At 56.8% G+C, this 23,750-nt stretch carries 26 protein-coding genes; 17 read left to right on the plus strand and 9 right to left on the minus strand.

Features of this window, described 5'->3' with window-relative positions; genetic code table 11:
• Positions 1 to 9: 9 nt before the first annotated feature.
• From N7220_RS16125 to infA, 6 genes are all read right to left on the minus strand, one after another.
• Positions 10 to 510, minus strand: coding sequence for an MgtC/SapB family protein (locus N7220_RS16125; RefSeq protein WP_283148541.1), 501 nt, complete (start codon positions 508 to 510; stop codon positions 10 to 12).
• Between the two features lie 50 nt (positions 511 to 560).
• Entirely contained in the window at positions 561 to 1,421 is an 861-nt protein-coding gene (locus N7220_RS16130) for a sulfate/molybdate ABC transporter ATP-binding protein (RefSeq protein ID WP_283148542.1), read from the minus strand.
• The gene (gene modB / locus N7220_RS16135) at positions 1,418 to 2,086 is read right to left on the minus strand and encodes a molybdate ABC transporter permease subunit (RefSeq protein ID WP_283148543.1); all 669 of its coding nucleotides are present in this window, start codon (positions 2,084 to 2,086) and stop codon (positions 1,418 to 1,420) included. Before modB ends, N7220_RS16130 begins: the two co-directional genes overlap by 4 nt.
• Entirely contained in the window at positions 2,080 to 2,469 is a 390-nt protein-coding gene (locus tag N7220_RS16140; RefSeq protein ID WP_283148544.1) for a TOBE domain-containing protein, read from the minus strand. The genes modB and N7220_RS16140 overlap by 7 nt, the downstream gene beginning before the upstream one ends.
• On the minus strand, positions 2,466 to 3,257 hold the full coding sequence (modA, locus tag N7220_RS16145) for a molybdate ABC transporter substrate-binding protein (RefSeq protein WP_283148545.1): 792 nt from the start codon (positions 3,255 to 3,257) through the stop codon (positions 2,466 to 2,468). Before modA ends, N7220_RS16140 begins: the two co-directional genes overlap by 4 nt.
• A gap of 105 nt (positions 3,258 to 3,362) precedes the next feature.
• Complete coding sequence (gene infA, locus N7220_RS16150; protein WP_283148546.1) at positions 3,363 to 3,635, minus strand: translation initiation factor IF-1; 273 nt, start codon at positions 3,633 to 3,635, stop codon at positions 3,363 to 3,365.
• Positions 3,636 to 3,951: 316 nt separating this feature from the next.
• On the opposite strand from infA, the gene N7220_RS16155 reads away from it, so the two are divergent.
• Positions 3,952 to 4,434 (plus strand): MerR family transcriptional regulator, encoded by a 483-nt coding sequence (locus N7220_RS16155; protein WP_283148547.1) that lies wholly within the window; start codon positions 3,952 to 3,954, stop codon positions 4,432 to 4,434.
• Positions 4,346 to 4,762, plus strand: coding sequence for a carboxymuconolactone decarboxylase family protein (locus tag N7220_RS16160; protein WP_283148548.1), 417 nt, complete (start codon positions 4,346 to 4,348; stop codon positions 4,760 to 4,762). The genes N7220_RS16155 and N7220_RS16160 overlap by 89 nt, the downstream gene beginning before the upstream one ends.
• A 607-nt stretch (positions 4,763 to 5,369) precedes the next feature.
• On the opposite strand, the gene N7220_RS16165 is transcribed toward N7220_RS16160, so the two are convergent.
• Positions 5,370 to 6,215, minus strand: coding sequence for a 23S rRNA (adenine(2030)-N(6))-methyltransferase RlmJ (locus tag N7220_RS16165; RefSeq protein WP_283148549.1), 846 nt, complete (start codon positions 6,213 to 6,215; stop codon positions 5,370 to 5,372).
• Positions 6,216 to 6,332: 117 nt separating this feature from the next.
• On the opposite strand from N7220_RS16165, the gene aroA reads away from it, so the two are divergent.
• The 5 genes from aroA to htpG all read left to right on the plus strand — a co-directional run bounded on the left by aroA (position 6,333) and on the right by htpG (position 12,030).
• Positions 6,333 to 7,646: a 3-phosphoshikimate 1-carboxyvinyltransferase gene (aroA, locus tag N7220_RS16170; protein ID WP_283148550.1), complete on the plus strand. Its 1,314-nt coding sequence runs from the start codon at positions 6,333 to 6,335 to the stop codon at positions 7,644 to 7,646.
• A 94-nt stretch (positions 7,647 to 7,740) separates the two neighbouring features.
• Positions 7,741 to 8,367: a LemA family protein gene (locus N7220_RS16175; RefSeq protein WP_283148551.1), complete on the plus strand. Its 627-nt coding sequence runs from the start codon at positions 7,741 to 7,743 to the stop codon at positions 8,365 to 8,367.
• The gene (locus tag N7220_RS16180; RefSeq protein WP_283148552.1) at positions 8,364 to 9,296 is read left to right on the plus strand and encodes a TPM domain-containing protein; all 933 of its coding nucleotides are present in this window, start codon (positions 8,364 to 8,366) and stop codon (positions 9,294 to 9,296) included. Before N7220_RS16175 ends, N7220_RS16180 begins: the two co-directional genes overlap by 4 nt.
• Positions 9,297 to 9,308: 12 nt before the next feature.
• Positions 9,309 to 9,800 carry a TPM domain-containing protein gene (locus N7220_RS16185; RefSeq protein ID WP_283148553.1) on the plus strand — a complete coding sequence of 164 codons (492 nt, stop codon included), beginning with the start codon at positions 9,309 to 9,311 and terminating at the stop codon, positions 9,798 to 9,800.
• A gap of 340 nt (positions 9,801 to 10,140) precedes the next feature.
• Positions 10,141 to 12,030: a molecular chaperone HtpG gene (gene htpG / locus N7220_RS16190; RefSeq protein ID WP_283148554.1), complete on the plus strand. Its 1,890-nt coding sequence runs from the start codon at positions 10,141 to 10,143 to the stop codon at positions 12,028 to 12,030.
• A 214-nt stretch (positions 12,031 to 12,244) separates the two neighbouring features.
• Here the strand turns inward: htpG and flhA are convergent, their stop codons facing one another.
• Both flhA and flhB read right to left on the minus strand, forming a co-directional pair.
• On the minus strand, positions 12,245 to 14,323 hold the full coding sequence (gene flhA, locus N7220_RS16195; protein WP_283148555.1) for a flagellar biosynthesis protein FlhA: 2,079 nt from the start codon (positions 14,321 to 14,323) through the stop codon (positions 12,245 to 12,247).
• Between the two features lie 33 nt (positions 14,324 to 14,356).
• Entirely contained in the window at positions 14,357 to 15,517 is a 1,161-nt protein-coding gene (gene flhB / locus N7220_RS16200) for a flagellar biosynthesis protein FlhB (RefSeq protein ID WP_283148556.1), read from the minus strand.
• 144 nt (positions 15,518 to 15,661) lie between these two features.
• Here flhB and N7220_RS16205 point away from each other — a divergent pair, with 144 nt between their 5' ends.
• The 10 genes from N7220_RS16205 to N7220_RS16250 all read left to right on the plus strand — a co-directional run bounded on the left by N7220_RS16205 (position 15,662) and on the right by N7220_RS16250 (position 23,069).
• Positions 15,662 to 16,870, plus strand: a complete 1,209-nt coding sequence (locus N7220_RS16205; RefSeq protein ID WP_283148557.1) for a flagellar hook-length control protein FliK — start codon at positions 15,662 to 15,664, stop codon at positions 16,868 to 16,870.
• Between the two features lie 391 nt (positions 16,871 to 17,261).
• Positions 17,262 to 17,774 carry a flagellar basal body-associated FliL family protein gene (locus N7220_RS16210; RefSeq protein ID WP_283148558.1) on the plus strand — a complete coding sequence of 171 codons (513 nt, stop codon included), beginning with the start codon at positions 17,262 to 17,264 and terminating at the stop codon, positions 17,772 to 17,774.
• Positions 17,775 to 17,892: 118 nt separating this feature from the next.
• Entirely contained in the window at positions 17,893 to 18,909 is a 1,017-nt protein-coding gene (gene fliM, locus N7220_RS16215) for a flagellar motor switch protein FliM (protein WP_283148559.1), read from the plus strand.
• Positions 18,902 to 19,330 carry a flagellar motor switch protein FliN gene (gene fliN / locus N7220_RS16220; RefSeq protein WP_283148560.1) on the plus strand — a complete coding sequence of 143 codons (429 nt, stop codon included), beginning with the start codon at positions 18,902 to 18,904 and terminating at the stop codon, positions 19,328 to 19,330. Before fliM ends, fliN begins: the two co-directional genes overlap by 8 nt.
• A 121-nt stretch (positions 19,331 to 19,451) precedes the next feature.
• A complete protein-coding gene (gene fliO / locus N7220_RS16225; protein WP_283148561.1) occupies positions 19,452 to 19,901 on the plus strand; it encodes a flagellar biosynthetic protein FliO in 450 nt (149 codons plus the stop codon).
• Positions 19,898 to 20,662, plus strand: coding sequence for a flagellar type III secretion system pore protein FliP (fliP, locus tag N7220_RS16230; RefSeq protein ID WP_283148562.1), 765 nt, complete (start codon positions 19,898 to 19,900; stop codon positions 20,660 to 20,662). Before fliO ends, fliP begins: the two co-directional genes overlap by 4 nt.
• A 98-nt stretch (positions 20,663 to 20,760) precedes the next feature.
• The gene (gene fliQ / locus N7220_RS16235; protein ID WP_283148563.1) at positions 20,761 to 21,030 is read left to right on the plus strand and encodes a flagellar biosynthesis protein FliQ; all 270 of its coding nucleotides are present in this window, start codon (positions 20,761 to 20,763) and stop codon (positions 21,028 to 21,030) included.
• A 33-nt stretch (positions 21,031 to 21,063) separates the two neighbouring features.
• Positions 21,064 to 21,831: a flagellar biosynthetic protein FliR gene (gene fliR, locus N7220_RS16240; protein WP_283148564.1), complete on the plus strand. Its 768-nt coding sequence runs from the start codon at positions 21,064 to 21,066 to the stop codon at positions 21,829 to 21,831.
• 30 nt (positions 21,832 to 21,861) lie between these two features.
• Positions 21,862 to 22,155 carry a hypothetical protein gene (locus N7220_RS16245; RefSeq protein ID WP_283148565.1) on the plus strand — a complete coding sequence of 98 codons (294 nt, stop codon included), beginning with the start codon at positions 21,862 to 21,864 and terminating at the stop codon, positions 22,153 to 22,155.
• Positions 22,155 to 23,069, plus strand: a complete 915-nt coding sequence (locus N7220_RS16250; RefSeq protein ID WP_283148566.1) for a pseudouridine synthase — start codon at positions 22,155 to 22,157, stop codon at positions 23,067 to 23,069. Before N7220_RS16245 ends, N7220_RS16250 begins: the two co-directional genes overlap by 1 nt.
• Positions 23,070 to 23,750: the final 681 nt, after the last annotated feature.

Here is a 23,750-nt window from a genome sequence, read left to right on the forward strand (position 1 = left end):
AGCGCGGTGTCAGTCGCCTTCGCCGTGTTCGCTCTCTGGCGTTTTGGGTGGCTTGGTTGGGTGCGGTGGATTAATCAGTATGGTCACCGCTTTTTCGAAATGCCCGCCAAATACCAGAATGACCAGCGCAAACAGTAGCGCGGCCCCGGCAATCTGCCATTCGCCGCTGCCACAAGCCAGGCCTAACATGGCGGCCAGCCAGATCGAGGCGGCAGTGGTCAAACCTTCCACGCGCTCTTTCTCCCCCCGATGAATGATCACCCCGGCGCCGATAAAGCCGATGCCGGTAATTGCGCCTTGCATCACCCGGCTGACATCACTCGATGTTGCGCCGGTGATCCGCGCTACGGTCAGTGCGGCCAGCGCGGTACCCAACGCCACCATGCAATGCGTACGCAAACCAGCGGGCTTGCGATGCAGCTGGCGATTCAAACCCAGCACCGCGCCATACAAAGTGGCCATACCCAAGTTGATCAGGGCATCGGGCATTGCGATAAAAACAGTCGACATGGTGAGCGGTTTATCCCTGCGCTGGAATCGGTAACATTGTTAACAGTTGTTTATGCGGCGCTAACCATGGCGCTGGCGCCATTAAGCGCCACATTGACCCGCTGCCCCACATGCAGGGCTGCAGCTTCTGCATGATTGACCAGAGTGGTTAACGTTTCCTGGCCAATGGCGATGACCACACGTGCCTGCACGCCAGCGGGTTCAACCAGCAATACCTGACCGGCCAGCGCATAGCGCCCCAGAGTATTGGTATTGAGCAGTACCTCGCGCGGCGTGCCGTAACGAGTGGGCGCGTCGGGTTGCAAATACGCTACCTGACTAGCCAGTCTAAACACTTCGCCCGGATCATGGCTGACCAGCACTGTGGTGAGTTGCGTTTCGCTCAGGATATCGGCCAGCGCCTGTTGCAAGTTGCTGCGCAAACTGCCATCCAGCGCTGATAGTGCTTCATCAAGCAACAGCAGCTGCGGCTCGCTGGCCAGCGCCCGGGCCAGGGCGACGCGCTGCAATTGCCCACCCGACAGTTCTCGCGGGTAACGGCGGCCGTACTCGGTCATGCCGGTTAACTCAAGCCAGTGACCGCGGCGCGTGGCGTCGGGTTTGGGTTGGGCAAAGGCCAGATTGCCATCCACCGTCATGTTGGGGAACAACGCGAAATCCTGAAAGACAAAACCCACGCGACGCGAACGGGTTGGCGTCTGTTCATGACTGGTCGCATCAAACCAGGTTTGCCCATTAAAACGGACCATGCCTGATTCCGGTTGCGCCAAGCCCGCCAGTATCCGCAGTAGCGTGGTTTTACCAACGCCAGATGGGCCGTACAGCGCCAGGCAACCGCCTTGCGGAACATCCACCTGCATGGTCAGCGCTCGTCCAGGTAGCGCCAGCGTGACGTCCATAAACAGACTCATGCGCGCCGCCTTTGTACCCGTTGCAGCGCCAGCAATACCAGGAACGAGAACACCACCAGAATCGCCGCATAGGTATGCGCGGCCGGGTAGTTGAGGGCTTCCATTTCCTGGTACAAAGCAATTGAGGCCACGCGAGTTTGATCCGGGATATTGCCGCCCAGCATCAGTACGACACCAAACTCGCCTACCGTATGGGCGAACGCCAGAATGGCCCCGGCAAATACGCCGTGTCGGGCGTGCGGCAACCAGACTCGCCAGAGAATGGTGGGTTCATGCTTGCCCAGGGTACGCGCAGCATCCAGCAAGTTGACCGGCGTCTGGCGTAATGCCGCGAGTAGGGGTTGCACCATGAATGGCAAACTGAATAGTACGGACCCCAGCACCAGCCCGTTAAAGCTGAAAACGAGGCGCAGCGACAAAGTGCGTTCCAGCCAGCCGCCCAGCCAGGAGGCCGGGCTGAAGGTAATCAGCAAATAAAAACCCAGCGCGGTGGGAGGCAATACCAGCGGCAGGCTGATGAGGACTTCTACCAGTGACCGAGCCCGGCCATGCCCGCGAGCCAGCCAGGCGCACAGCGGTACCGCCAGCACCAGCAAAATACCGGTGGTGAGCGTGGCTAGTTTGAGCGTGAGCAGCAGCGGTTGCGGGTCAACGGTGTTCAGCACTCAATACCCATTTCGTTGGCTTTGACCAGCCATTCCACTTGCGCGTCTACGTGCAAAGCCATGCGTTCTGCCGAGCCGGTGGTAATGACCGCATAAACCGGGACACCCGCGAAATCCATCTCGACTCGCGTGAGCAATTTGCCGCTTTCCAGGTTGCTGATCCGGGCGGGAACACGATTGCGCAGGCTGATCTGCCCGCCCAGATTGCGGGCGATGGCGACTTCGGTTTCTTTGAATACCAGCGTGATGGCGGCGCCCGGAGATAGATCAGGTTGATCGCCCACCAGCATTGCCGAAAACGAATGACCACTGGCCTGGGCATCAATCAGCGTCACGCCATTCTCATGCTCCAGTTGTACGAGTATGGCTGGAATGCGATTCATGGTGCACGGTATCCATTTTGTTCAAAGATGGTTTTGGCGGCAGGGGAAGAGATAAAGCGGTAAAACGCTTGAGCCGCAGCCAGGTCATGGTCTTTGGCGTATTTGAGCAAGGCAGCACCTTGCTCGATTGGCGAATACGCTGTGGCTGGGACATCAACCCAGTGGCCTTTGCCGCGGGCTTCGGGTGAAAGCACCAGCGATTTGGCGGTAAAGCCGAAGTCTGCTGCTCCGGTGGTAATGAATTGCGTGGCTTGCGAAATATTGTCGCCGTACACCAGCTTGGGCTTGGCGGCATCGGCCAGCTTGAAGGTGGTCAGGGCATGGATGGCTTCTCGGCCATAGGGGGCGGTTTGCGGATTGGCCACGGCGATATGGCTGACTGACGGGTCGTTGACCAGCTTTTGCCAGCCTTCAATTTTCAGATCACGCGTGGTCCAGACCACCAATGAGCCCAAAGCATAAGGTTTGGGTGCTTCCAGTGTTTGCCCGGCATCCTGCAGCTTTTGCGGGAAATCCATATCCGCAGACATGAACACCTGAAAAGGCGCGCCTTGGGTAATCTGGGTATAGAACTTGCCCGAAGCGCCGAAAGAAGGTTTGACTTCAATCCCGGTGGTTTTGGTGAAGCTGCTGGCAAGCTCGGTAAAGACGTATTGCAAATTTGCTGCGACGGCGACGTTTAAAGTTTCAGCATGAACTGCTGCCGAAACAAACATCAATCCGCCAAGGATGGCGGTTTGCAGCGAAGCGAAAGAAACGCGGGAGGGAAGCAAACGGGGCCTGAGCATCAACTACTCCATGTTGTCTGGATTATCGCAATCGCCACCAGTATAACGAGGCAATTTGACAATACCATAGGCCAACAGGAGTAGCCGTGCCCGGCGCCGTGCGCTTTAGCGGCGGCGGAATTGTGGGCGGTTGCCGCCAGGACTAGTAGGTGCGCGCTCGTCTTTGTGACGGAAGCTCACGCGGCCCTTGGTCAGGTCATACGGAGACATTTCAACAGTCACGCGATCACCTTCCAGTACACGGATACGATTCTTTTGCATCTTGCCCGATGCATAGGCGATCACTTCAACACCATTGGTCAGAACCACTTTAAAACGCGATTCCGGAAATACTTCTGCGACAGTACCTTCCATTTCAATAAGATCTTCTTTAGCCATTGTTGCTCCAGTTAGGGGTAAACCAAAAACCAGTGCCGCAAGACGCAGCCCATCTGAACGGGCCACGCGCGCACGCCGGTTTTGCTAGTGTTTTGGTGCTTCTGGCCACCCGAAACTGCCCAATCTGCTTGGGGTAATACGAGCGGCAAAAATGGATTGATGCCGGATTTCGACATTAAGCGTTGATAATTATACGCCTTTTTGCAGTTTTGCTCCTGACCGGTTGACGGTAAATGCTGATTGGGCATTTGACCCGCTGCGTGCCGCGATCAAAAATGCTTGACCTGGAGCGCACTCTAACTTGCAGGATGGATTCATGGAACCGTTTCTTCAGATCGAACAGATGTCCCAACGTACCGGCTTGTCGGCCCACACCCTGCGCTATTACGAGCGCATCGGGCTGATCGAACCGGTACACCGTGCCCCGGGCGGGCAACGGCTGTATACGGAAACTGATCTGCGCTGGATCGAGTTCCTGCTGCGTTTGCGCAATACCGGCATGCCGATCCGGCAAATGCTGGCTTATGCCGCGCTACGCAGCCAGGGGGATGACACGCTGGTTGAGCGCCGCCATCTGCTGCAAAGCCATTTGGGTGAGATCGAAACCCAACTGCTTGAATTGCAGCAAACCGCAGATTATTTGCGGGAAAAGATTGCGATTTATCACCAGCAGGAATCCCGGCATGCCATATCTGCACAGGGAAACAGCCATGAACACCACCAAGCAACAAGCAGCGAACAACGAAACTCAGACACCCTCTCGCTACCAGCGCGGCCTGGAACGGCTGAGCGAAATTGATGGTCGTGCTGGTGAACAAGTAGTCCAGCGTCTGGCGGCCATTGCGCCGGATTTTGCGAAGTATCTGGTTGAGTATCCGTTTGGCGATATCTACAACCGGCCTGGTTTGTCGCTGCGGGATCGCGAAATCGCCGTGGTCGCCGCGTTGACCGTATTGGGTTATGCCACGCCGCAATTGAAAGTGCACGTGAATGCGGCGCTGAACGTGGGCGTGACGCGGGAAGAGGTCACCGAGATTTTGATGATGATGTCGGTGTACGCGGGGTTTCCGGCGGCATTGAATGGCTTGTTTGCGGCGCAGGAGGTGTTTGAGGAACGCGGGGTTTGAAGATGGTGTGCTGGCGATTTTGGTGTTAGACGATGTAGGGAGGGGGCGACCCGCCTTGCTGTTACGACTAGAGCCTTAAAAGCTTTTATGTTAGTGCCTGCGGCACGGTTGTGAAAAGCTTTTGATACCCCGCTGCCGCAAGGGGGCCCGAAGTCAAAAGCCAAAACGAACCGTTTGTTTGCCAAGGGTCTTTGCGCGCCTCCGTCGTCCCCTCGGTCGGCGGGGTTTGCTGCGTGGGATGTCGGTGATGGCAGTAGAAGCAACAGCCGTTATTACATCGTCATTCCCGCGCGGGTCGTTGGCAGACGAGATAGGAACCAACAGTGACGGCTCGCCAACAGACGGTGTGCTTTTCAAATTCCCTGACGCCACTGCCGAGGGAGTGGAGGGAGACCTTGGGCTCCCGACCGACCGAGGGAACCCCGGAGGGGCATCAGCGTGGGGTCGCCTTTCTTTTGGTTACTTTTCTTTGGCGAAGCAAAGAAAAGTAACGTGCTCCCCGGCACCCCGGGGTATCAAATGCCTTTAGCCGTGCCGGTAGGCATAAACAATAACTTGTAGTCGGGATGACAGGAAACGGACTCGGGCTCAACTCCAAACAGCGTCATCAATTCTCATGCGCTTCCAGCGTAAATCGCGCCCCGGCATCCAGCCCCAACTTGTCCACCAACAGCGGCATGATCTCTGCCAAGGTGGCGCGCAAAGTCCACGGCGGGTTGAGAATGAACATACCGCTGCCATACATGCCAAACCCGTCGGCAGATGGCGATTGCACGCTCAGCGCCACATGCAGCCAGCTTTTCACTGGCAGCGTTTTCAGTTTGGCGGGTAGGGTACGGCTTTCTTCGCGTTGTAATTGCGGATACCAGATGGCGTAGGTGCCAGTGGCAAAGCGCTTCAGACCTTCCTGCAAGCCATCGATCACATGGCGGTAATCGTTTTTGTCTTCATACGGTGGATCAATCAGCACAAGACCACGGCGGGATGCTGGCGGCAGAGCCGCTTTGATGCCGGTGAACCCATCGCCCGCGTCAATTTGCACCTGACGGCCATAGTGTTCCATGGCCTGCACCAGCAGTTTGCTGTCGCTTGAATGCAGTTCGAACAACCGCGCTTTGTCATGCTCGCGCAGCACTTCCAGCGCGCAAGCGGGCGAGCCGGGGTACAGCTTGAGCTTGCCATCCGGATTGAAGGCGCGGATCACCTTGATGTAATCGGCCAGTGCCTCGGGCAGATTCTTTTCATCCCACAAGCGGGCGATGCCGCTTTCAAACTCGGCGTTTTTGGTGGCGTAACCTTCCACCAGCGAATAAATGCCCGCGCCGGCGTGGGTGTCCACGTAGGTGTATGGTTTGTCTTTCTGGTTCAGATAACGCAGCAGGGCGATCTGAACGGTGTGTTTAAGAACGTCGGCATGGTTGCCGGCGTGAAAGGCGTGGCGATAGCTGAGCATGGCGTGCGGCTCGAATGGCAATCGCCCATTGTACCGGATCGCGCCCAGGCGCCGCGTATGGCGTCATGCCAGTGTTATCATTGGTGCTTTCCCGAATCTACCCTGCGCGCTCCCATCATGAAACCAGCAGAACATCTCGAATACCTCGACCTTGCCCCCATTGCCCGGGTGAATGGCACCGTGATCCTGCCCGGCTCCAAGAGCATTTCTAATCGCACACTATTGCTGGCGGCGCTGGCCAGTGGCCGCACCGAAGTCAAAGGCTTGCTGGCGAGTGACGATATCGAGCGCATGCTGGAGGCACTGACCTCGCTGGGCGTGAAGTGGATGCAAACCGCAGGCACGCGTGATTTTGTAGTGGAAGGCGTGGGCGGTGTGTTTCCAGTCAAAGACGCCGATTTGTTTCTGGGTAACGCCGGTACTGCGTTCCGGCCACTGACCGCCGCGCTGGCGCTGGCTGGTGGCACCTACAAGCTGCATGGCGTGCCTCGCATGCACGAGCGCCCGATTGGTGATCTGGTCGACGCATTGCGGGTGGTCGGTGCCGATGTGGAATATCTGGGTAACGACGGCTTTCCGCCGTTGCAGCTGCGCCCGGCCAGTATCACGGCAGGCCGTCGCGTGCCGGTGAAAGGCAATGTGTCCAGCCAGTTTCTAACGGCGCTGCTGATGGCGCTGCCGCTGACCGGTGAAGATGTCACGATTGAGGTGGTCGGCGAACTGATCTCCAAACCGTATATCGAAATTACGCTCAATCTGATGGCTAAATTTGGCGTGAAGGTCGAGCGCCGTGACTGGAGCGAGTTCTTTATCCCCGGCGGCCAGGTGTATCAAAGCCCCGGCACAATTCATGTAGAAGGCGATGCCTCAAGTGCGTCGTACTTCCTTGCTGCTGGCGCCATTGGTGGTGGCGTGGTGCGTGTGGAAGGTGTGGGCAGCGAGAGCATTCAGGGTGACAAACGCTTTGCCGAAGTGCTGGAACTGATGGGCGCGCAAATTACCTGGGCTGCTAATCACATCGAAGCCGCACCAGCCATTGGCGGCAAGCTCAAGGCACTGAATATCGACCTCAACCATATCCCCGATGCTGCCATGACCATCGCCGTGGCCGCTCTGTTTGCTGAAGGCACCACTACCATTCGCAATATCGAAAGCTGGCGCGTGAAGGAAACCGACCGCCTGAGCGCGATGGCAACCGAATTGCGCAAGATTGGCGCGGCAGTGGAAGAGGGCCAGGACTATATCCGCGTGACCCCGCCTGCTATGTTTATCCCCAATGCCCAGATCGATACCTACGACGATCACCGCATGGCGATGTGCTTCTCGCTGGTAGCGCTCGGCGGCGTGCCGGTGCGCATCAACGATCCGAAATGTACCGCCAAGACCTTCCCGACCTACTTTGAAGAGCTGGCGCGGATTAACGCCCGCTGAGCGTCAAGCGGGCCAGGTTTGACTGACCTGGCCCGGTGAATTGTCTACGGTTGTGTATAGTTGTGACTCAATACACATTCTGGAGACAGCTTTCATGTCTGCTTTTCTCAATATATCCCGCCTTTTACTTACGTGTGCTTTGCTGGCTTTTCTCACCGGCTGCGGTTACAACGCCATCCAGGTGAACGACGAGCAAGTCAAAGCCAACTGGTCTGAGGTGGTAAACCAGTATCAGCGCCGTGCTGATCTGGTGCCTAACCTGGTCAACACCGTGAAGGGCTATGCCAATCACGAAGAGAAAGTATTGACTGAGGTAACCGCCGCTCGCGCCAAAGTGGGCAGCATCCAGATGACTCCGGAAATGATCAACGACCCTAAAGCCATGGCCAGTTTTCAGGCAGCGCAGGGTGAGTTGTCTGGCGCGTTGTCGCGCTTGATGGTGGTGACCGAGAACTATCCGAATCTCAAAGCCGACGGCTTGTTCCAGAACTTGCAGGCGCAACTGGAAGGCACGGAAAACCGCGTGACGGTGGCACGCAATCGGTATATCAAGTCCGTCCAGGACTACAACGTATTGATCCGCCAGTTCCCCAATAACCTGACCGCCAAGATGTTCGGCTACGACGTGAAGCCCAACTTCACTGTTGATAACGAGAAGGCCATTTCGACTGCGCCGACGGTAGATTTCTCGCAGCCCACACCGCAACCTGCAGCCAAGTGAGCGAGCGCATGGTGATGCGTAATCCGTCGCTATGGTTGGTGTTGAGCCGCTGGATGGCGCCGCTGCTGTGCGTGCTGGGCCTGTTGTTGCCAGCAGCGGTACGTGCGGATGCCGATTCGCCACCCATCCCGGCCATCACCGCGCGGGTGACTGACACCACCGGCTCGCTCAGCGCGCAGCAAGTTCAGGATCTGGAACAGAAACTGGCTGCGCTGGAGCAAAAGAAAGGCTCGCAACTGGCGGTGCTGATTATCCCTACCGTACAACCGGACACTATCGAAGACTACGCTGTGCATGCCTTCGAGCAGTTCAAGCTCGGGCGCAAGAAGGTGGATGACGGTGTGTTGTTGATCGTCGCTAAAAACGATCACAAAGTGCGCATCGAGGTCGGTTACGGGCTGGAAGGGGCGATTCCGGACGCTGCTGCCGCACGCATCATTCGCGAATACATCGCCCCGCAGTTTCGCCAGAACAATTTTTATGGCGGCATCAACGATGCGGTAGGCGCACTGACGCTGCTGATTGAAGGTGAGCAACTGCCGCCGCCCTTAACCAAAGAACAGCATGTCGACGAAGGCGTTAATCCTCCGGGTTTGATTGGCGCCGGTATCTTCGGCGTGTTTGTGCTGATGCTGGGTTCGGCTTTCAAATTTGGCGGCTTCACGAGGGCGATGATGGCGGGTTTGCCCAGCTTTGCGGCGGGCTGGCTGTTGCTGGGCTCGCCCGCTGCAGCGCTGTTGATGGCGCTGGTGGCCGCTGGCTTGGGCTCCGGCGCATTCTTTTACATGATGGCCATGGGCGGTGGCGGACGTTATACCGGCGGTGGTGGAGGTGGCGGCTTTGGCGGGGGAGGTGGTTTTGGTGGTGGAGGCGGATTCTCCGGCGGCGGTGGTTCATCGGGAGGCGGTGGTGCCTCCGGTGGCTGGTGAGAGGGCGCACAGATGATTACCCGATTATTTCGCCACTTGTTTGCTCCGCTGGTACGCCAGCGTTTTCCTGATTCAGCGCTGGACGCCATCCAGCATGCCGTAACCCAAAGTGAACGCCTGCACGATGCCGAGTTGTGCTTTGCAGTAGAAGGGCGCTTGTCGATAGACCATTTGCTGTCTGGCCGCAGCGCTCGCCAGCGGGCCGAAGAGGTGTTTTCCAACCTGCGGGTGTGGGATACCGAGCGCAATACCGGTGTGCTGATCTATTTGCTGCTGGCTGAACGGGCCATTGAAATCATCGCGGATCGTGGCGTTGCGCTGCGCGTGCCAGAAGCGGAATGGGCCAGCGTGCATGCGGCGATAGCCAGTGCTTTTGCGCGACGCGATTGGCAAGGCGGTGCATTGTTGGGCGTTGAAGCAGCACATACGGTGCTCGCCCGGTTTGTACCAGTGACCGGCCAGGAACAGATAGACGAATTGCCGGATCGGCCTGTGTTGCTTTGAGTTGCTTTTTAAGCCTCGCTTCGTAGCCCGGATGAAGCGTGCCCCTCGGGGGTACCCCCACAAAGCACTTGGTATCACATATGGCGGTGGCGGTGGGGGGGGGCGGGAATCCGGGGGCAATGCATAAATGAATAACCGGTTTGGGATTATCGCCATCGCCACCCCGGATTCTCGCTCCGCTTCATCCGGGCTACATGTTGGCAGGGTACGCCGTGCGAGGCGTAAAACTGGTCCGGTAAATCAATCCCCCACCTTGAAAGCGGTTTTTATCGCCCCCACCTGATCTGCCATCTGCCGTCGCCCGGCAACGAATTACATCGCAACAAGGAGTGTTCAACCCATGAGTAAAGAAACGCTTGGCTTTCAGGCCGAAGTGAAGCAACTGCTGCAGTTGATGATCCACTCGCTGTATTCCAATAAAGAGATTTTCCTGCGCGAGCTGGTTTCCAATGCCTCGGATGCTTGTGACAAGCTGCGCTTTGAAGCCATCAATAACGGCGATTTGTACGAAGGTGACGGCGATCTGGCCATCAAGCTGTCGTTTGACAAAGACGCCCGCACCATCACCATTGCCGACAACGGCATCGGGATGAGCCGCGATGAAGTGGTTGCCAATATCGGCACCATTGCCCGCTCCGGCACCAAAGAGTTTTTCAGCCAATTGAGTGGCGACGCGGCCAAAGACAGCCACCTGATTGGCCAGTTTGGCGTGGGTTTTTACTCGGCCTTCATCATTGCCGACAAAGTCACCCTGACCACCCGCCGCGCTGGCTTGCCAGCCGACCAGGCTGTGCGTTGGGAATCGGGCGGTGAAGGCGACTTCACGCTGGAAGATGTCTCCAAAGCCAGCCGCGGCACCGAGATCGTGCTGCATCTGAAAGAAGGTGAAGACGAGTTCCTGGATGACTGGCGCCTGCGTGGCATCGTGCGCAAGTATTCGGACCACATCAGTCTGCCGATCCTGATGGCCAAGCAACCGGGCTACGACAAAGACGGCAATATCGAACCGGCTGAAGGCGAAGAAGCCGTCAACCAGGCCAACGCGCTGTGGGTGCGTAACAAGTCCGATATCACCGAAGAGCAGTACAAAGAGTTCTACAAACACGTTTCGCACGATTATGAAGAGCCGCTGGCCTGGAGCCATGCGCGCATCGAAGGCCGTCAGGAATACACCGAGCTGTTGTATATCCCTAAACATGCGCCGTTTGATCTGTACGAACGCGACCGTCGCCACGGTGTGAAGCTGTACGTGAAGCGCGTGTTCATCATGGAAGACGCCGAAAAATTGATGCCGCAATACCTGCGCTTTGTGCGCGGGGTGATCGATTCATCCGATCTGCCACTCAATGTCTCGCGTGAAATCCTGCAAGCCAGCCGCGAAGTGGAAACGATCAAGTCCGGTTGTGTGAAGAAAGTGCTGGGCGTGCTGGAAGACCTCGCCGAAAACAAGCCGGAAGACTTCACCACGTTCTGGACTGAGTTTGGCAAGGTGCTGAAAGAAGGCGTCGGCGAAGACTTCGCCAACAAAGAGCGCATCGCCAAGCTGCTGCGTTTTGCGTCTACCCAAGCCGACACGCCCGAGCAGACCGTCACGCTGGCCGATTACATTGGCCGCATGAAGGAAGGCCAGGACAAGATTTATTACATCACCGCCGATACCTTCGCTGGCGCGCAACACAGCCCGCATCTGGAAATCTTCCGCAAGAAGGGTATCGAGGTCTTGCTGTTGTCCGACCGCGTGGATGAATGGCTGACCTCTAGCCTGACTGAGTTCGAAGGCAAGAAACTGCAATCGGTGGCCAAGGGTGAACTGGATCTGACCGCATTTGAAGATGAAGCCGAGAAGCAACAGCAAGAAGCTGCGGCCGAAGAACTCAAAGACGTGATCGAGAAGGTGAAAACCACGCTGGGCGACAAGGTGAAAGACGTGCGCGTAACGCATCGCCTGACCGATAGCCCGGCTTGCCTGGTGGTCGACAACTTTGACATGAGCGCCAACCTGGAGCGTCTACTGAAGTCGGCAGGGCAGGATGTGAAATCCACCCGCCCGATTCTGGAAGTGAACCCGGAACACGCGTTGGTGAAAAAGCTCAAGGCGCAACTGGACGGCGGCAGCTTTGATGACTGGACCCACCTGCTGTACGACCAGGCCGTGCTGGCTGAAGGCGCGCAGCTGGAAGATCCGGCTGGCTTTGTGAAACGTTTGAATGGCTTGATGGCGGCGCTGTAATGCGCAGTTCTGTTTGGCTATGAAAAAAGGCGCCTGATTGGGCGCCTTTTTTTATGCAATTTCAGCATGGGTAGATTCGTCACGTATCTTTCGTCGCCCGGATGGCAAGCGAAGCGTGAATCCGGGGACTACATCGGCCAACACAGCCTTGATGATTTATATCGCCTCCCCGGATTCTCGCTGTGCTTCATCCGGGCTACGGGGCTGAAACGGTCTAACCGGCGCCCAAAACCCCGACAATCCGGATCGACTTGGTGTCCGGAATTTCGTTATGGGCAATCACCCGCAAATTGGGGATCGAGCGCCGCAAAAAACGACTTAACATCGGGCGCAGATTACCTGGAGTGATGAGCACCGGGTTGAAACCCTGCGCTTCCAGTTCTTCGGTCACTGTGGATGCCTGTTTCAACAAGCGTTCGGCCAGACCCGGTTCCAGCCCGCCTTGCGATTTGCCGGTGGCTGCACTGACCAGAATGTTCTCTAGTTGCGGCTCCAGCGTAATCACCGGCAATTCGTTTTCGCCGGGGAATAACTGGTGAATGATGGCGCGGCCCAGCGCAACCCGCACGGCGGCGGTCAGGTCGTCGATATCCTGGGTGCGGCCGATGTGCTCGCCCAAAGTTTCCAGAATGGTCCGCAGGTCACGCACGTGCATGCCTTCGTCCAGCAGGTTCTGCAGCACTTTTTGCACGGTGCCAACCGGCACCAGCTTGGGTACCAGGTCTTCCACCAGCTTGGGCGCTTCTTTGGCGAAATGGTCGAGCAACTGCTGTACTTCCTCGCGACCCAGCAATTCGGCGGCGTGGCTTTGCAGAATATTGGAGATATGCGTGCCTACCACGGTGGACGCATCCACCACGGTATAACCCATAGCCTGAGCGGTATCGCGCAGCGTGTTTTCGATCCACACAGCGGGCAGGCCAAAGGTCGGGTCTTTGGTAGCAGTGCCAGCCAATTGACCACTGGCGCTACCGGGATTAATGGCTAGCCATTGGCCCACAAACGCTTCGCCCGCGCCGACATCCACGCCCTTGAGCTGAATGCGATATTGATTGGGCTTGAGTTCCAGATTGTCGCGGATATGCACGGCCGGGACGAGAAAGCCCAAGTCCTGCGCGATCTTTTTGCGGATGCCACGGATGCGCCGTAGCAACTCGCCGTCCTGATTGCGGTCAACCAGCGGAATCAGTCGGTAACCCACTTCCAGCCCGATTGGATCAACCGGTTGCACGTCGGCCCAGCTGACTTCCTGCAACGGTTGCTCTGCCGCCGCCGCAGGTGCAGCCGCGGCTGCCGCAGTCTGGGCCGCTGCCGCCGTGGTGGCCACTTCTTTTTTGGTCTTGTTTTCAACGGTCCAGGCAATCGAGGCCAGCAAGGTGGCCAGGGTCAGGAACGCCAGATGGGGCATGCCGGGGATAATCCCCATCAGACCCATCACCCCAGCGGTGAGATACATGACCTGCGGGCGGGCAAACAACTGTCCGAGTAGTTGCTGAGACAGGTCGGCGTCGGTGCCCACGCGGGACACCACGATACCGGCGGCAACCGAGATGATCAGCGACGGAATTTGCGCAACCAGGCCATCACCAATGGTCAACAGCGTGTAGGTGCGGCCAGCGTCGGCAAAGGCCATGTCATGCTGCACCATGCCGACGATCAAGCCGCCCACAATGTTGATCACCATGATCAAGATACCGGCGACCGCATCGCCGCGCACGAACTTGGAGGCACCGTCCATGGAGCCGAAAAAGTCGGCTTCTTCGGCGATGGTCCTGCGGCGTTTGCGAGCGTCTTCTTCGCCAATCAAACCGGCGTTCAAGTCGGCGTCAATCGCCATTTGTTTACCGGGCATCGCATCCAGCGTGAAGCGGGCGCTCACTTCGGCGATCCGGCCTGCACCTTTGGTAATCACCACAAAGTTGATGATGGTGAGAATGACGAAGGCGACGATACCCACGGTGAGGTTGTCACCGATCAGCACGTGGCCGAAGGCTTCAATCACTTTACCGGCGGCATCGGCGCCGTTGTGGCCTTCAGTCAGGACCAGTTTGGTGGAGGCCACGTTCAGCGCCAGGCGCAACAGCGTGGTAAACAGCAAAACGGTAGGGAAGGCGGAGAATTCGAGTGGTTCGCGGGTGTACAAACCGACCATCAACACCACGATGGACATCGAAATATTAAAAGTGAAAAAGAAATCCAGTGCCAGCGGCGGCAGGGGCAAGATCATCATGCCCAGGATCATCAAGACCAGGATGGGGACGGCCAGCACGGCCACATTGATTTTACGCCACATGGCTAGACGTGGCTTTTGCAGAGAACTTCATGGTCAGGAAGTGATTCCGTTTTCAGCTTGGCTTGAGTGTTCCGGGTCCAGTTCGGCTGGCACCGGCAAATCCGTATTCAGTGTTGGAGCCTGGCCGCCGTGGCTTTGCCAGTTTTTCAATTGATAGATATATGCGAGTAACTCGGCAGCCGCAGTATACAGTGCCGCCGGAATCTCCTGACCAAGTTCAGTGTGGTGATACAACGCACGCGCAAACGGTGGCGTACGTACCACAGTGACCTTGTTTTCCTGCGCAATATCGATAATGCGCTCTGCCAGCAGATAAGCCCCTTTGGCGATGACCTGCGGTGCCCGCATGCGCTCGTTGTATTGCAATGCCACGGCATAGTGGGTCGGGTTGGTGACCACCACATCGGCTTTGGGAATCTTGGACATCATGCGCTTGCGCGCGGCTTCGCGCTGCATCTGGCGGATGCGCCCCTTCACTTGCGGATCGCCTTCAGATTCTTTGTTCTCTTGCTTGACCTCTTCTTTGGTCATGCGCAGGTTTTTGTAGTAATCCCACAACTGCCAGGGCACATCGATGCCGGCAATCAAGCCCATGCTGCCAATCACCAGCGTGAGCGTATAGCGGGTCATCTGCCACAGATAACCGTAGCTTTCGGTGCTCGGCATGACGGCCAGTTGCAGCAATTGATCGCGCTCACGCCACAATACCAGGCAAGCCACGCCACCAATCAGGCCGGATTTGAGAATGGCTTTGCTCATGTCAACCAGCGCGCGCAAAGACACCAGGCGGCCCAGCCCTTTGGCCGGATTCAATCGGCCGAAATTGGGGGCCAGGGTTTCGGTGGTAAACAGCCAGCCGCCCAAAACCAGCGGGCTGACCAGCCCGGCGATGGCGCAGGCGATAGCGACCGGCAATACCGCGAACAGGGCGATGTGAAACACATTGGTCAGAAACGGGAACAGCAGCGTGGGGTCGGACGCCATGGTGCGGTTGAAGGTAAACGCCTGCATGAAAATGCCTGTGATCGCCTGAGCCAGCGATGGGCCGAGCGAAATCATCGAGAGCAAGCCGGTCATCATCACCGCAAACGAACCCAGTTCTTGCGAGCGCGGCACCTGCCCTCGCTTTTTCGCTTCCTCCAGCCGTTTGGCCGAGGCGGGTTCTGTTTTCTCTAGATCTGAATCTTCTGCCATCTGGCGATGATATCCCTGTCACTTTGCCGTTGTGGCGTGCCCCGAAGTTTAGCAGCAAGCGCGGGCGCGGCGGGGCCTGGCATTGGTTTTGCTTTTATAGAACCAACTCGTATTTCAATCTGTACCCAGATTCAGGATTACCCAATGGCTGCCGCGTCCTCTGTCAATTCGTTTCAAGCGTTTTCCGCCAGCTCTGCCGGGGCGACGCAACAAGCTGGCCACAGCAATGGCGTAGACTTTGGCGCAACGCTGGCCGATGCGCAGCAGACTGCCAAAAAGGCAACACCAGCGCCGGCGCCATCACCGTCTCCAACGCCGGCACCATCCCCCAGCCCGGCCCAGACCCAAGCCAAACAAGACGCCGCACAAAACGCTGACGCCAGTACTGATAGTGCGGCCAAAGCCAGCAAGGCCGCTGCACGCGAGGCCGCCGCGCAAGACAAAGACAACACAGCGACTGATGGCGATACCTCGTCGTGGCTGGCGATGTTGCAAGCCATGCTGATGCAGCCCGCCACCAACGTTACACCTACCGATCCAACCGCCGCGGCTGCAACGTCTGGTACTAGCTCGACGGACGCCCTGGCCTCGCTGAACGCCATGCTGACAGCGCACCAGGGCAGCGTTAGCGACGACGCACTAACGGCGAGCGATGCCAAAGCGCTGTTGCAGGATATGAAAGCGGGAGACGGCAAAGCGGCGAATTCCATGGCGGATATTGCCGCAACCGACGGCAATTTCTTGCCGCTTTTGCAAAATGCCGCCGCTAATAGCGCCGCGACCACCAGCGATACGGACGACACCGCGCTGGCGCAATTGACGGCCGCGACTCAGCAACACCCCATCGCGGCCAATCAGGATCAAACTGCCAAACCGACCACCGCAGTTCACCAGATCGCCGTGCCGGTGACTGACAACAAGTGGGGCGACGCCGTGGCGCAACGGGTGTCGATGATGATTGGCAAGCAAGAACAACAACTGGATATGCAACTGAATCCGCCGCATCTGGGCCCGATGGAAGTGCGTTTGTCCATGGCGCAAGACCAGGCGAGCGTGATCTTCACTTCGCAGCACGCTGGTGTGCGTGAGGCGCTGGCAGCGGCAACACCACGGTTGTCGGCATTGCTGGCCGATCAGGGCATTACCCTGACCAATGTGCAGGTGGCGTCAGACTCGCTTAACCAGCAAGCACAACAGCAACAAATGCAACGCCAGTTTGATGGCAGCAACGGCCAGAATCAGGGGCGCAGTCAGTGGGGGGGAGTCGTCGACGCCAGTCAGGCGGCACTGACACCGGTAACCGGCACAATCCGCGTACCTGTCGCGCGTTCCGGTTTGAATCTATATATCTAGTTAGCGGATAAATCCGGCTAGCTCGCTTGCTTGCTCGTTTTATTACTTCAGACCCGCCTTCACGGCGGGAGTAGCCGCTTGTTTTCCGTCTGGTTTATGGGTATAACCCGGCCAGGTCTTGCAAATGCGATGTGGGTTGGTCTGGCACCGTTGAAGCCGGGTCAAAGCGGCTTTATGTCACTTTTACTGCGCTGCAATAATTTAAAAAGACCTGGAACGATACACGCATGAAAACCGGCTGGCATCAGTAAGCCAGGCACGTGATAATGCAAAAACGAGAGGCGGGATTGGTGTGCCGTGCGCGCCAGGCCTGCAGATACAGTGCTGATCGCTGCAGGCGCGTTTGAATCCGCCGGGCGCAGGCAAGCAACGTAAACGTACGGAATAAACTATGGCTGAAGCCAAGGCGCCCAAAGGCAAATCCAAGCTGTTGTTATTTATTATCCTCGGCGTCGTCCTGGTGTTGGTCATCGCTGGCGGCGCTGCCGCTTTCCTGCTGATGCATAACAGCTCGGACAGCGCAGATGATGGTAGTGATTCGTCCTCCCATCAAAGCAAGGCCAAAGCCGAGAAGAAAAAGACTGATCATCCCCCGATTTTCGAAAAGCTGTCGCAGTTCACGGTTAACCTGAACTCGCCTGACGGGCAAACCATGCTGCAAACCGACATTGTGGTTGAAGTTGCGGATGCGGCATCAGAAGAAGACCTGAAAAACTTGCTGCCCAAAGTGCAGAACGAAGTGAACAAGCTCTTGCGCAGCAAAACGCCAGAAGACATGAAGGCACCAAACAGTACCGATAAGCTGGGTAATGAGATTCGCCAGGCCATTAATAAAGTTCTGGGCGTTCATGCCGATGATCAGGGTGTGTTGTCCGTTAATTTCACGACTTTCATCGTGCAATAACGGCGCGATAGCGCATAACGGTATTGGGCAATAAAAAGTAATAGTCAGTGCAATAACGAGCAATAACAGTTGGTAATTGCAGTAAACCGCAGGTTTTACGGGTAAACAGATCGTATCAATGGCAGACGATATTCTTTCCCAGGAAGAGGTCGACGCGCTTTTGCGTGGGGTGACCGGAGAGGAAGACGTCGTTGAGGAAAACCTCGACGCGGGTGCCGTGCGCGCCTATGACATTGGTCGGCAAGAGCGCATTGTGCGTGGGCGCATGCCTACGCTGGAAATCATCAACGAGCGCTTTGCCCGCAATTTGCGCATTGCCTTGTTTAATTTCATGCGCCGCAATGCTGAAATCAGCGTTGGCCCGGTGCGGGTGCAGAAATACAGCGAGTTCATTCGCAATCTGGCTGTACCCACCAATTTGAACCTGATCCAGATGAAGCCGTTGCGTGGCACCGGCTTGTTTATCTTTGATCCGGACTTCGTATTTCTGGTGGTCGATAATCTGTTTGGCTCAGATGGTCGTTATCACGTGCGGGTGGAAGGGCGAGATTTTACCCCGACCGAACAACGCATTATCCAGCGCTTGCTGGACGTGGTGTTTGAAGAATATGCCAAAGCGTGGAAGCCGGTATTCGAGTGCGAATTCAGCTACGTACGCTCCGAAATGAACACGCAGTTTGCCAATATCGCTACGCCCACCGAAGTGATCGTAGCCTACACATTCAAGATTGAACTCGGCGCTGGCGGTGGTGATTTCCACGTCTGCCTGCCGTATTCCATGATCGAACCGATTCGCGACGTGTTGTACAGCTCCATGCAGGCTGACCGGATCGAATCCGATAATCGCTGGTTGAAACTGCTGCAAAAGCAGGTTCAGAACGCGGAGGTGGATCTGGTGGCTACATTGGGCAATACCGAGGTTACGCTCGGCGATATTCTCAACCTCAAATCGGGCGATGTGATCTCGCTGGAGATCCCGCAAGCCATCATTGCCGACGTGGACGGCGTGCCGTTGCTGGAATGCAACTATGGTATTCTCAACGGCCAGTACGCTTTGAAAGTCAACAAAATACTGAATAACGCCGACTCCTTGATGGGATCGGGCGATGTAGAGCGGGGAGATGCACATGGCTGAGGATAGCGCGCCCGAAGAGGCGCTGGACGACTGGGCTGCCGCCATGGCCGAGCAGGCCGAAGCAGATAGTCAGGCCGCCGCACCGGCTGCAGACGTAAAAAGCGCAGCCGACATTTTCGAGCGCTTTGACGCCGTCCAGACTACCGCACTAGGTACTCCGAACAATATCGACATGATCCTGGATATCCCGGTTGCGCTGACCGTGGAGCTGGGACGAACCAAGATCGCCATCCGTAGCTTGCTGCAACTGGCGCAAGGCTCGGTGGTGGAGCTTGACGGTCTGGCTGGCGAGCCGATGGATGTGCTGGTCAATGGCTGTCTGATTGCGCAGGGCGAAGTGGTGGTGGTGAACGACAAGTTCGGTATTCGTCTGACCGATATCATCACCCCAGCCGAACGTATTCGCCGCCTGCATAAATAGTCATCAGAACGTGATCAGAGCCGCTCGCCTTGCCACGCATGGCGCAGGCGGCCTCTGATTCCGGTGTCTACCCGATAATCCGTCAGTCCAAAGTGGGGCCGGGCGCGCCCGAGTGCAATTCATGCTGTTAAACCGCATCACATTGGGTGCCGTCCTTACGCTAAGTGCGGGGACTATTCTCGCCGCAACTTCAGCATCCGCAGTATCCGCAGCTATTCCTGCCGCAACTTCCGCTTCTTCGTTTGGCCAACTGGCGCAGGTCGTGCTCGCGCTGGTGTTTGTCCTCGGCCTGATTTTTGTGTCGGCCATGCTGATGCGCCGGTTTTCCTTGCTGCCCGGCATGGCGGCGGGCAATCGCTTGCGCGTGGTGTCCGGTGCGATGGTTGGCCCCAAAGAGCGTGTGGTGGTGGTCGAACTTGATAACACCTGGTTGGTGGTTGGGGTGACGCCGCACGCAGTAAACCTGCTGCATACCCAAGCCAAACCGGACGATGCCCGCGCCGCACCTGTCCCGCCGCAATTTGCCACTCGCCTGGCAGAAATCATCGCCCGCAAGAGACCACAGGCATGAAGTCCGTATTGATGAAACGTGTAGCCATGCTGGCGGCTGCTTTATTGCTGGGCGGTTTCGCCTTGACCGCCCACGCTGCGGATGCGGGTATTCCGTTCATGACCGCCACGCCGGGCAATGGCGGCACGGCGTATTCGTTGCCGATCCAGACCCTGCTGTTTTTGACTGCGCTGACCTTTTTGCCCGCAGTGCTGCTGATGATGACCGCGTTCACCCGCATCGTGATCGTGTTATCCCTGCTGCGCCAGGCTTTGGGCACGACCACCACGCCGCCCAATCAGGTCATTGTCGGTTTGTCGCTGTTTCTGACCTTTTTTGTGATGTCGCCGGTTTTCGACAAAATCTATACCGACGCCTACGTGCCGTATTCCACTCAGAAAATGCAGTTTAACGATGCGCTGGATAAAGCCGCCGTACCGTTAAAAGACTTCATGCTGAAGCAGACGCGCCAGCGCGATCTCGCCTTCTTCATTGATATCTCTGGTACACAAAAACCCAATGGCCCGGAAGACGTCACGCTGCGCGTGCTGGTGCCAGCGTTTGTGACCAGTGAACTCAAAACGGCCTTCCAGATCGGCTTTATGGTGTTTATCCCGTTCCTGATTATCGACTTGGTGGTGGCCAGTATCCTGATGGCAATGGGGATGATGATGGTGTCGCCAGTTACCATCTCTTTGCCCTTCAAACTGATGTTGTTTGTGCTGGTGGATGGCTGGACCTTGCTGATGGGGTCATTGGTGCAGAGCTTCTATACTGGATAGCGGTAGAGGCGCGTGCGCAGGCGGCTTCATATCAAACCTTCGCCGTGCTTGTGTTCCATTGCCATAAAACCCGATCCGTCCGTTCATAGGTGAATAGCATGAGTCCCGAAACCGTCGTAACCCTGATCCAGCGGGCCATGGAAGTGCTGGTGCTGTTGGCCGGGCCGATTCTGCTGGCGGTGCTGGCGGTGGGCTTGATCGTGTCGATTTTTCAGGCCGCCACCCAGATTAACGAAGCCACCTTGTCGTTTATCCCCAAGCTGCTGATCGCCTTTCTGGTGTTTGTGCTGGCCGGCCCGTGGATGATCAGCGTGATTACCGACTACACCACGCGGCTGTTCCAAAGCATTCCGCAGTTGATTGGTTAACCGCTGAGTATGTTTACTGTCACCGATGCCCAGATGAACAGCTGGCTCGCGCTATTGTTCTGGCCATTTCTGCGGATACTCGGTGTGTTCCTGGCCGATCCGTTTTTCTCCAGTGCTGCCATTAACTCCACCGTACGTGTGGCCTTTGCGCTGCTGCTCACCATCCTGATCGCGCCCGTTCTCCCGGCCATGCCAGACGTGCCGGTATTCTCGGCACCGGGTGTGCTGATCGGCATCAATCAGCTGCTGGTGGGCTGGATGATCGGCATGAGCATGCGGCTGGTTTTTACGGCGGTGGAGCTTGCGGGCAATCTTTCCGGTTTGCAGATGGGCCTGGGTTTTGCCTCGTTTTACGACCCGCAGAGTGCCGCGAATGTGCCGGTGGTGGCGCAATTCTTGAGCGCCGCAACGATCTTGCTGTTTCTAAGCATGAACGGACATTTGATCGTGTTGCGTGCACTGGTCGACAGCTTCAGCCAGTTTCCGCCCACTGCGCAGCCATTGGCGGCTGGCGCGCTCAAAATGCTGGTTGATCACGGCAGTGTTATCTTCAGCACCGGCCTGCAACTGGCCATGCCGATTATCGCAGCCTTGCTGATCACCAATCTGGCGATTGGCGTAATGACCCGCGCCGCGCCGCAACTGAATGTCTTTGCGATCGGCTTCCCGATTACGCTGGCGATTGGCGCCGTCTCTTTATATATGGTGGTGCCGTATTTGCCGCAATTTGTCAGCGCAATGATTAGCGAATACACCCGCTTTATCAATGCCTTGATGCTGCAACTGGCGCCGCCGCGCTAACTTTTCGGCGGACGGACTAAATAGATAGATATGTACATCCTGTTGATCGGTTATTTGTATGTGATCCTGATGATTGCCGTGGGCACCGGCACCGGCAGCGTCGCGCTGGGCGGCGCCTTCATCCTGTTTCTGGGCGTGCTGCCGACCTGGTTGATTTTCTGGCTCAAACGCGGCGGCCAGATCAAAAAAGCAGAAAAACGTGCTGAGCAAGCGCAAGACGAACGGTTGCGAGAAGAATGGGAACAACAAAACGCAACCTCTGCCGAGCCAGATGCCAACCCGCTATCCGTTGAGGCGGACAAAACGCCGCTGGATAAATCCTGATGTCGCGTATCGCCCCGGTACCGCATCGCAATGGCGTGGCGCCCAGTTTTGTGATCCTGCCTGAGCAAGGCCGCTGGCCAGATATGCGCAGCTTTCTGCTCGCGCGTTTTCCACATTTACCGCAAGACGTATTGTTTGCCCGCCTGGCCAATGGCGAAATCGTCGATGACCACGGCCGCCCCGTCGCCGGCTCCGACCCATATTGTTCTGGTGGTCGTCTATGGTATTACCGGGAAGTGCCCGATGAGGAGCCAATTCCTTTCGAGGCCAGCGTGCTCTATCGCGACGACTACATTCTGGTGGCGGACAAACCCCATTTTCTGGCCACCATTCCATCCGGTCGGCGGCTTCGCGAAACGTTGTTGGCCCGCTTGCGCACGCAGCTGGATTTACCGGACCTCACCCCCGTGCATAGGCTGGACCGCGAAACTGCCGGGTTAGTGTTGTTTTGCCTGCATCCGCCCAGCCGTGGCGCCTACCAGTCTTTGTTTGAAGCGCGTTCCGTATTCAAAGTCTACGAAGCGGTGGCGCCCTGGCGTGCCGATCTGCTGCTGCCGCGCACGCACATCAGCCGCCTGGAGCAAGGCGACAAGTTCTTTACCTCGCAAGAAGTGGCGGGGGAGCCCAACTCGGAAACCCGCATTTCAGTGATCGAGCGGGCAGGGGAGCTTGCTCTATATCGGCTGGAGCCACACACCGGCAAAAAACACCAGCTACGCGCGCATATGTCCGCGCTGGGCCTGCCGATTCTGAATGACCCGTGGTATCCGATTGTGCAAGCGGATCAGGACGACGACTTCGCCAAACCACTGCAACTGCTGGCACGTTCGCTGGCCTTTGTGGACCCGCTGAGCGGCGTCATGCGCGAGTTTCACAGTGAGTTGCAGCTGCAATGGCCGCGCTCACCTGAATAACAGCACACTGGCTAGTCTCCGCAATCAACAGGCATCAATCTGCATCCAGGCAAGCTCGCTGGCATCAGAGCGCGCTCTCGCGTGCGCGCTGGACCAGATTACGTAGCGTACTGGTCAAACGATTCAAATCGACCCTTTTTCTCCCTGCGTTCCCCCCACCCTCTCGATTGCCGTCTTTATCTCCTGCCTTGCAAGCCTGTTCAACTGACTTTAACCGCCGCCAATCACCGATTTGGGCCAGATTTGAAAGTGGATAGGGCAAAACACTTGTCCTTTTATTCGAGAGGCAAGGTCAGTTCTCTTTGCTGTGCGGGATATCCCGAATACTTCTTGGGTCGATTTTAGGCAGGGGTGGTACTTGCATATGGAATATTTCCTGACAACCCCTCCTGGTGCCTGGTGAGGAGGAGTCCATGACTGGTGCACATTTCAAAGCGGTGTAAGTAATATGCACCAAAAGTGTGCTTTTGCACTCTCATTAAACACTTGTTTCAATTGATAATTACTTTATGCTTACTTGTATATTATATATTAGGAATTTTTTATAGTTCTTAATTGAATATTTGACGTAATCTATATTCTATTTTTTAACGCATTTTTGTAGTTGGTGGGGTTCCGATTACACCCTGCATATGGGTGTGCAAAGTGGTTTGACTGTTGTCATGATACGACAACAGTTTC

Source organism: Silvimonas soli, assembly GCF_030035605.1.
Taxonomy (GTDB): Bacteria; Pseudomonadota; Gammaproteobacteria; order Burkholderiales; family Chitinibacteraceae; genus Silvimonas; species Silvimonas soli.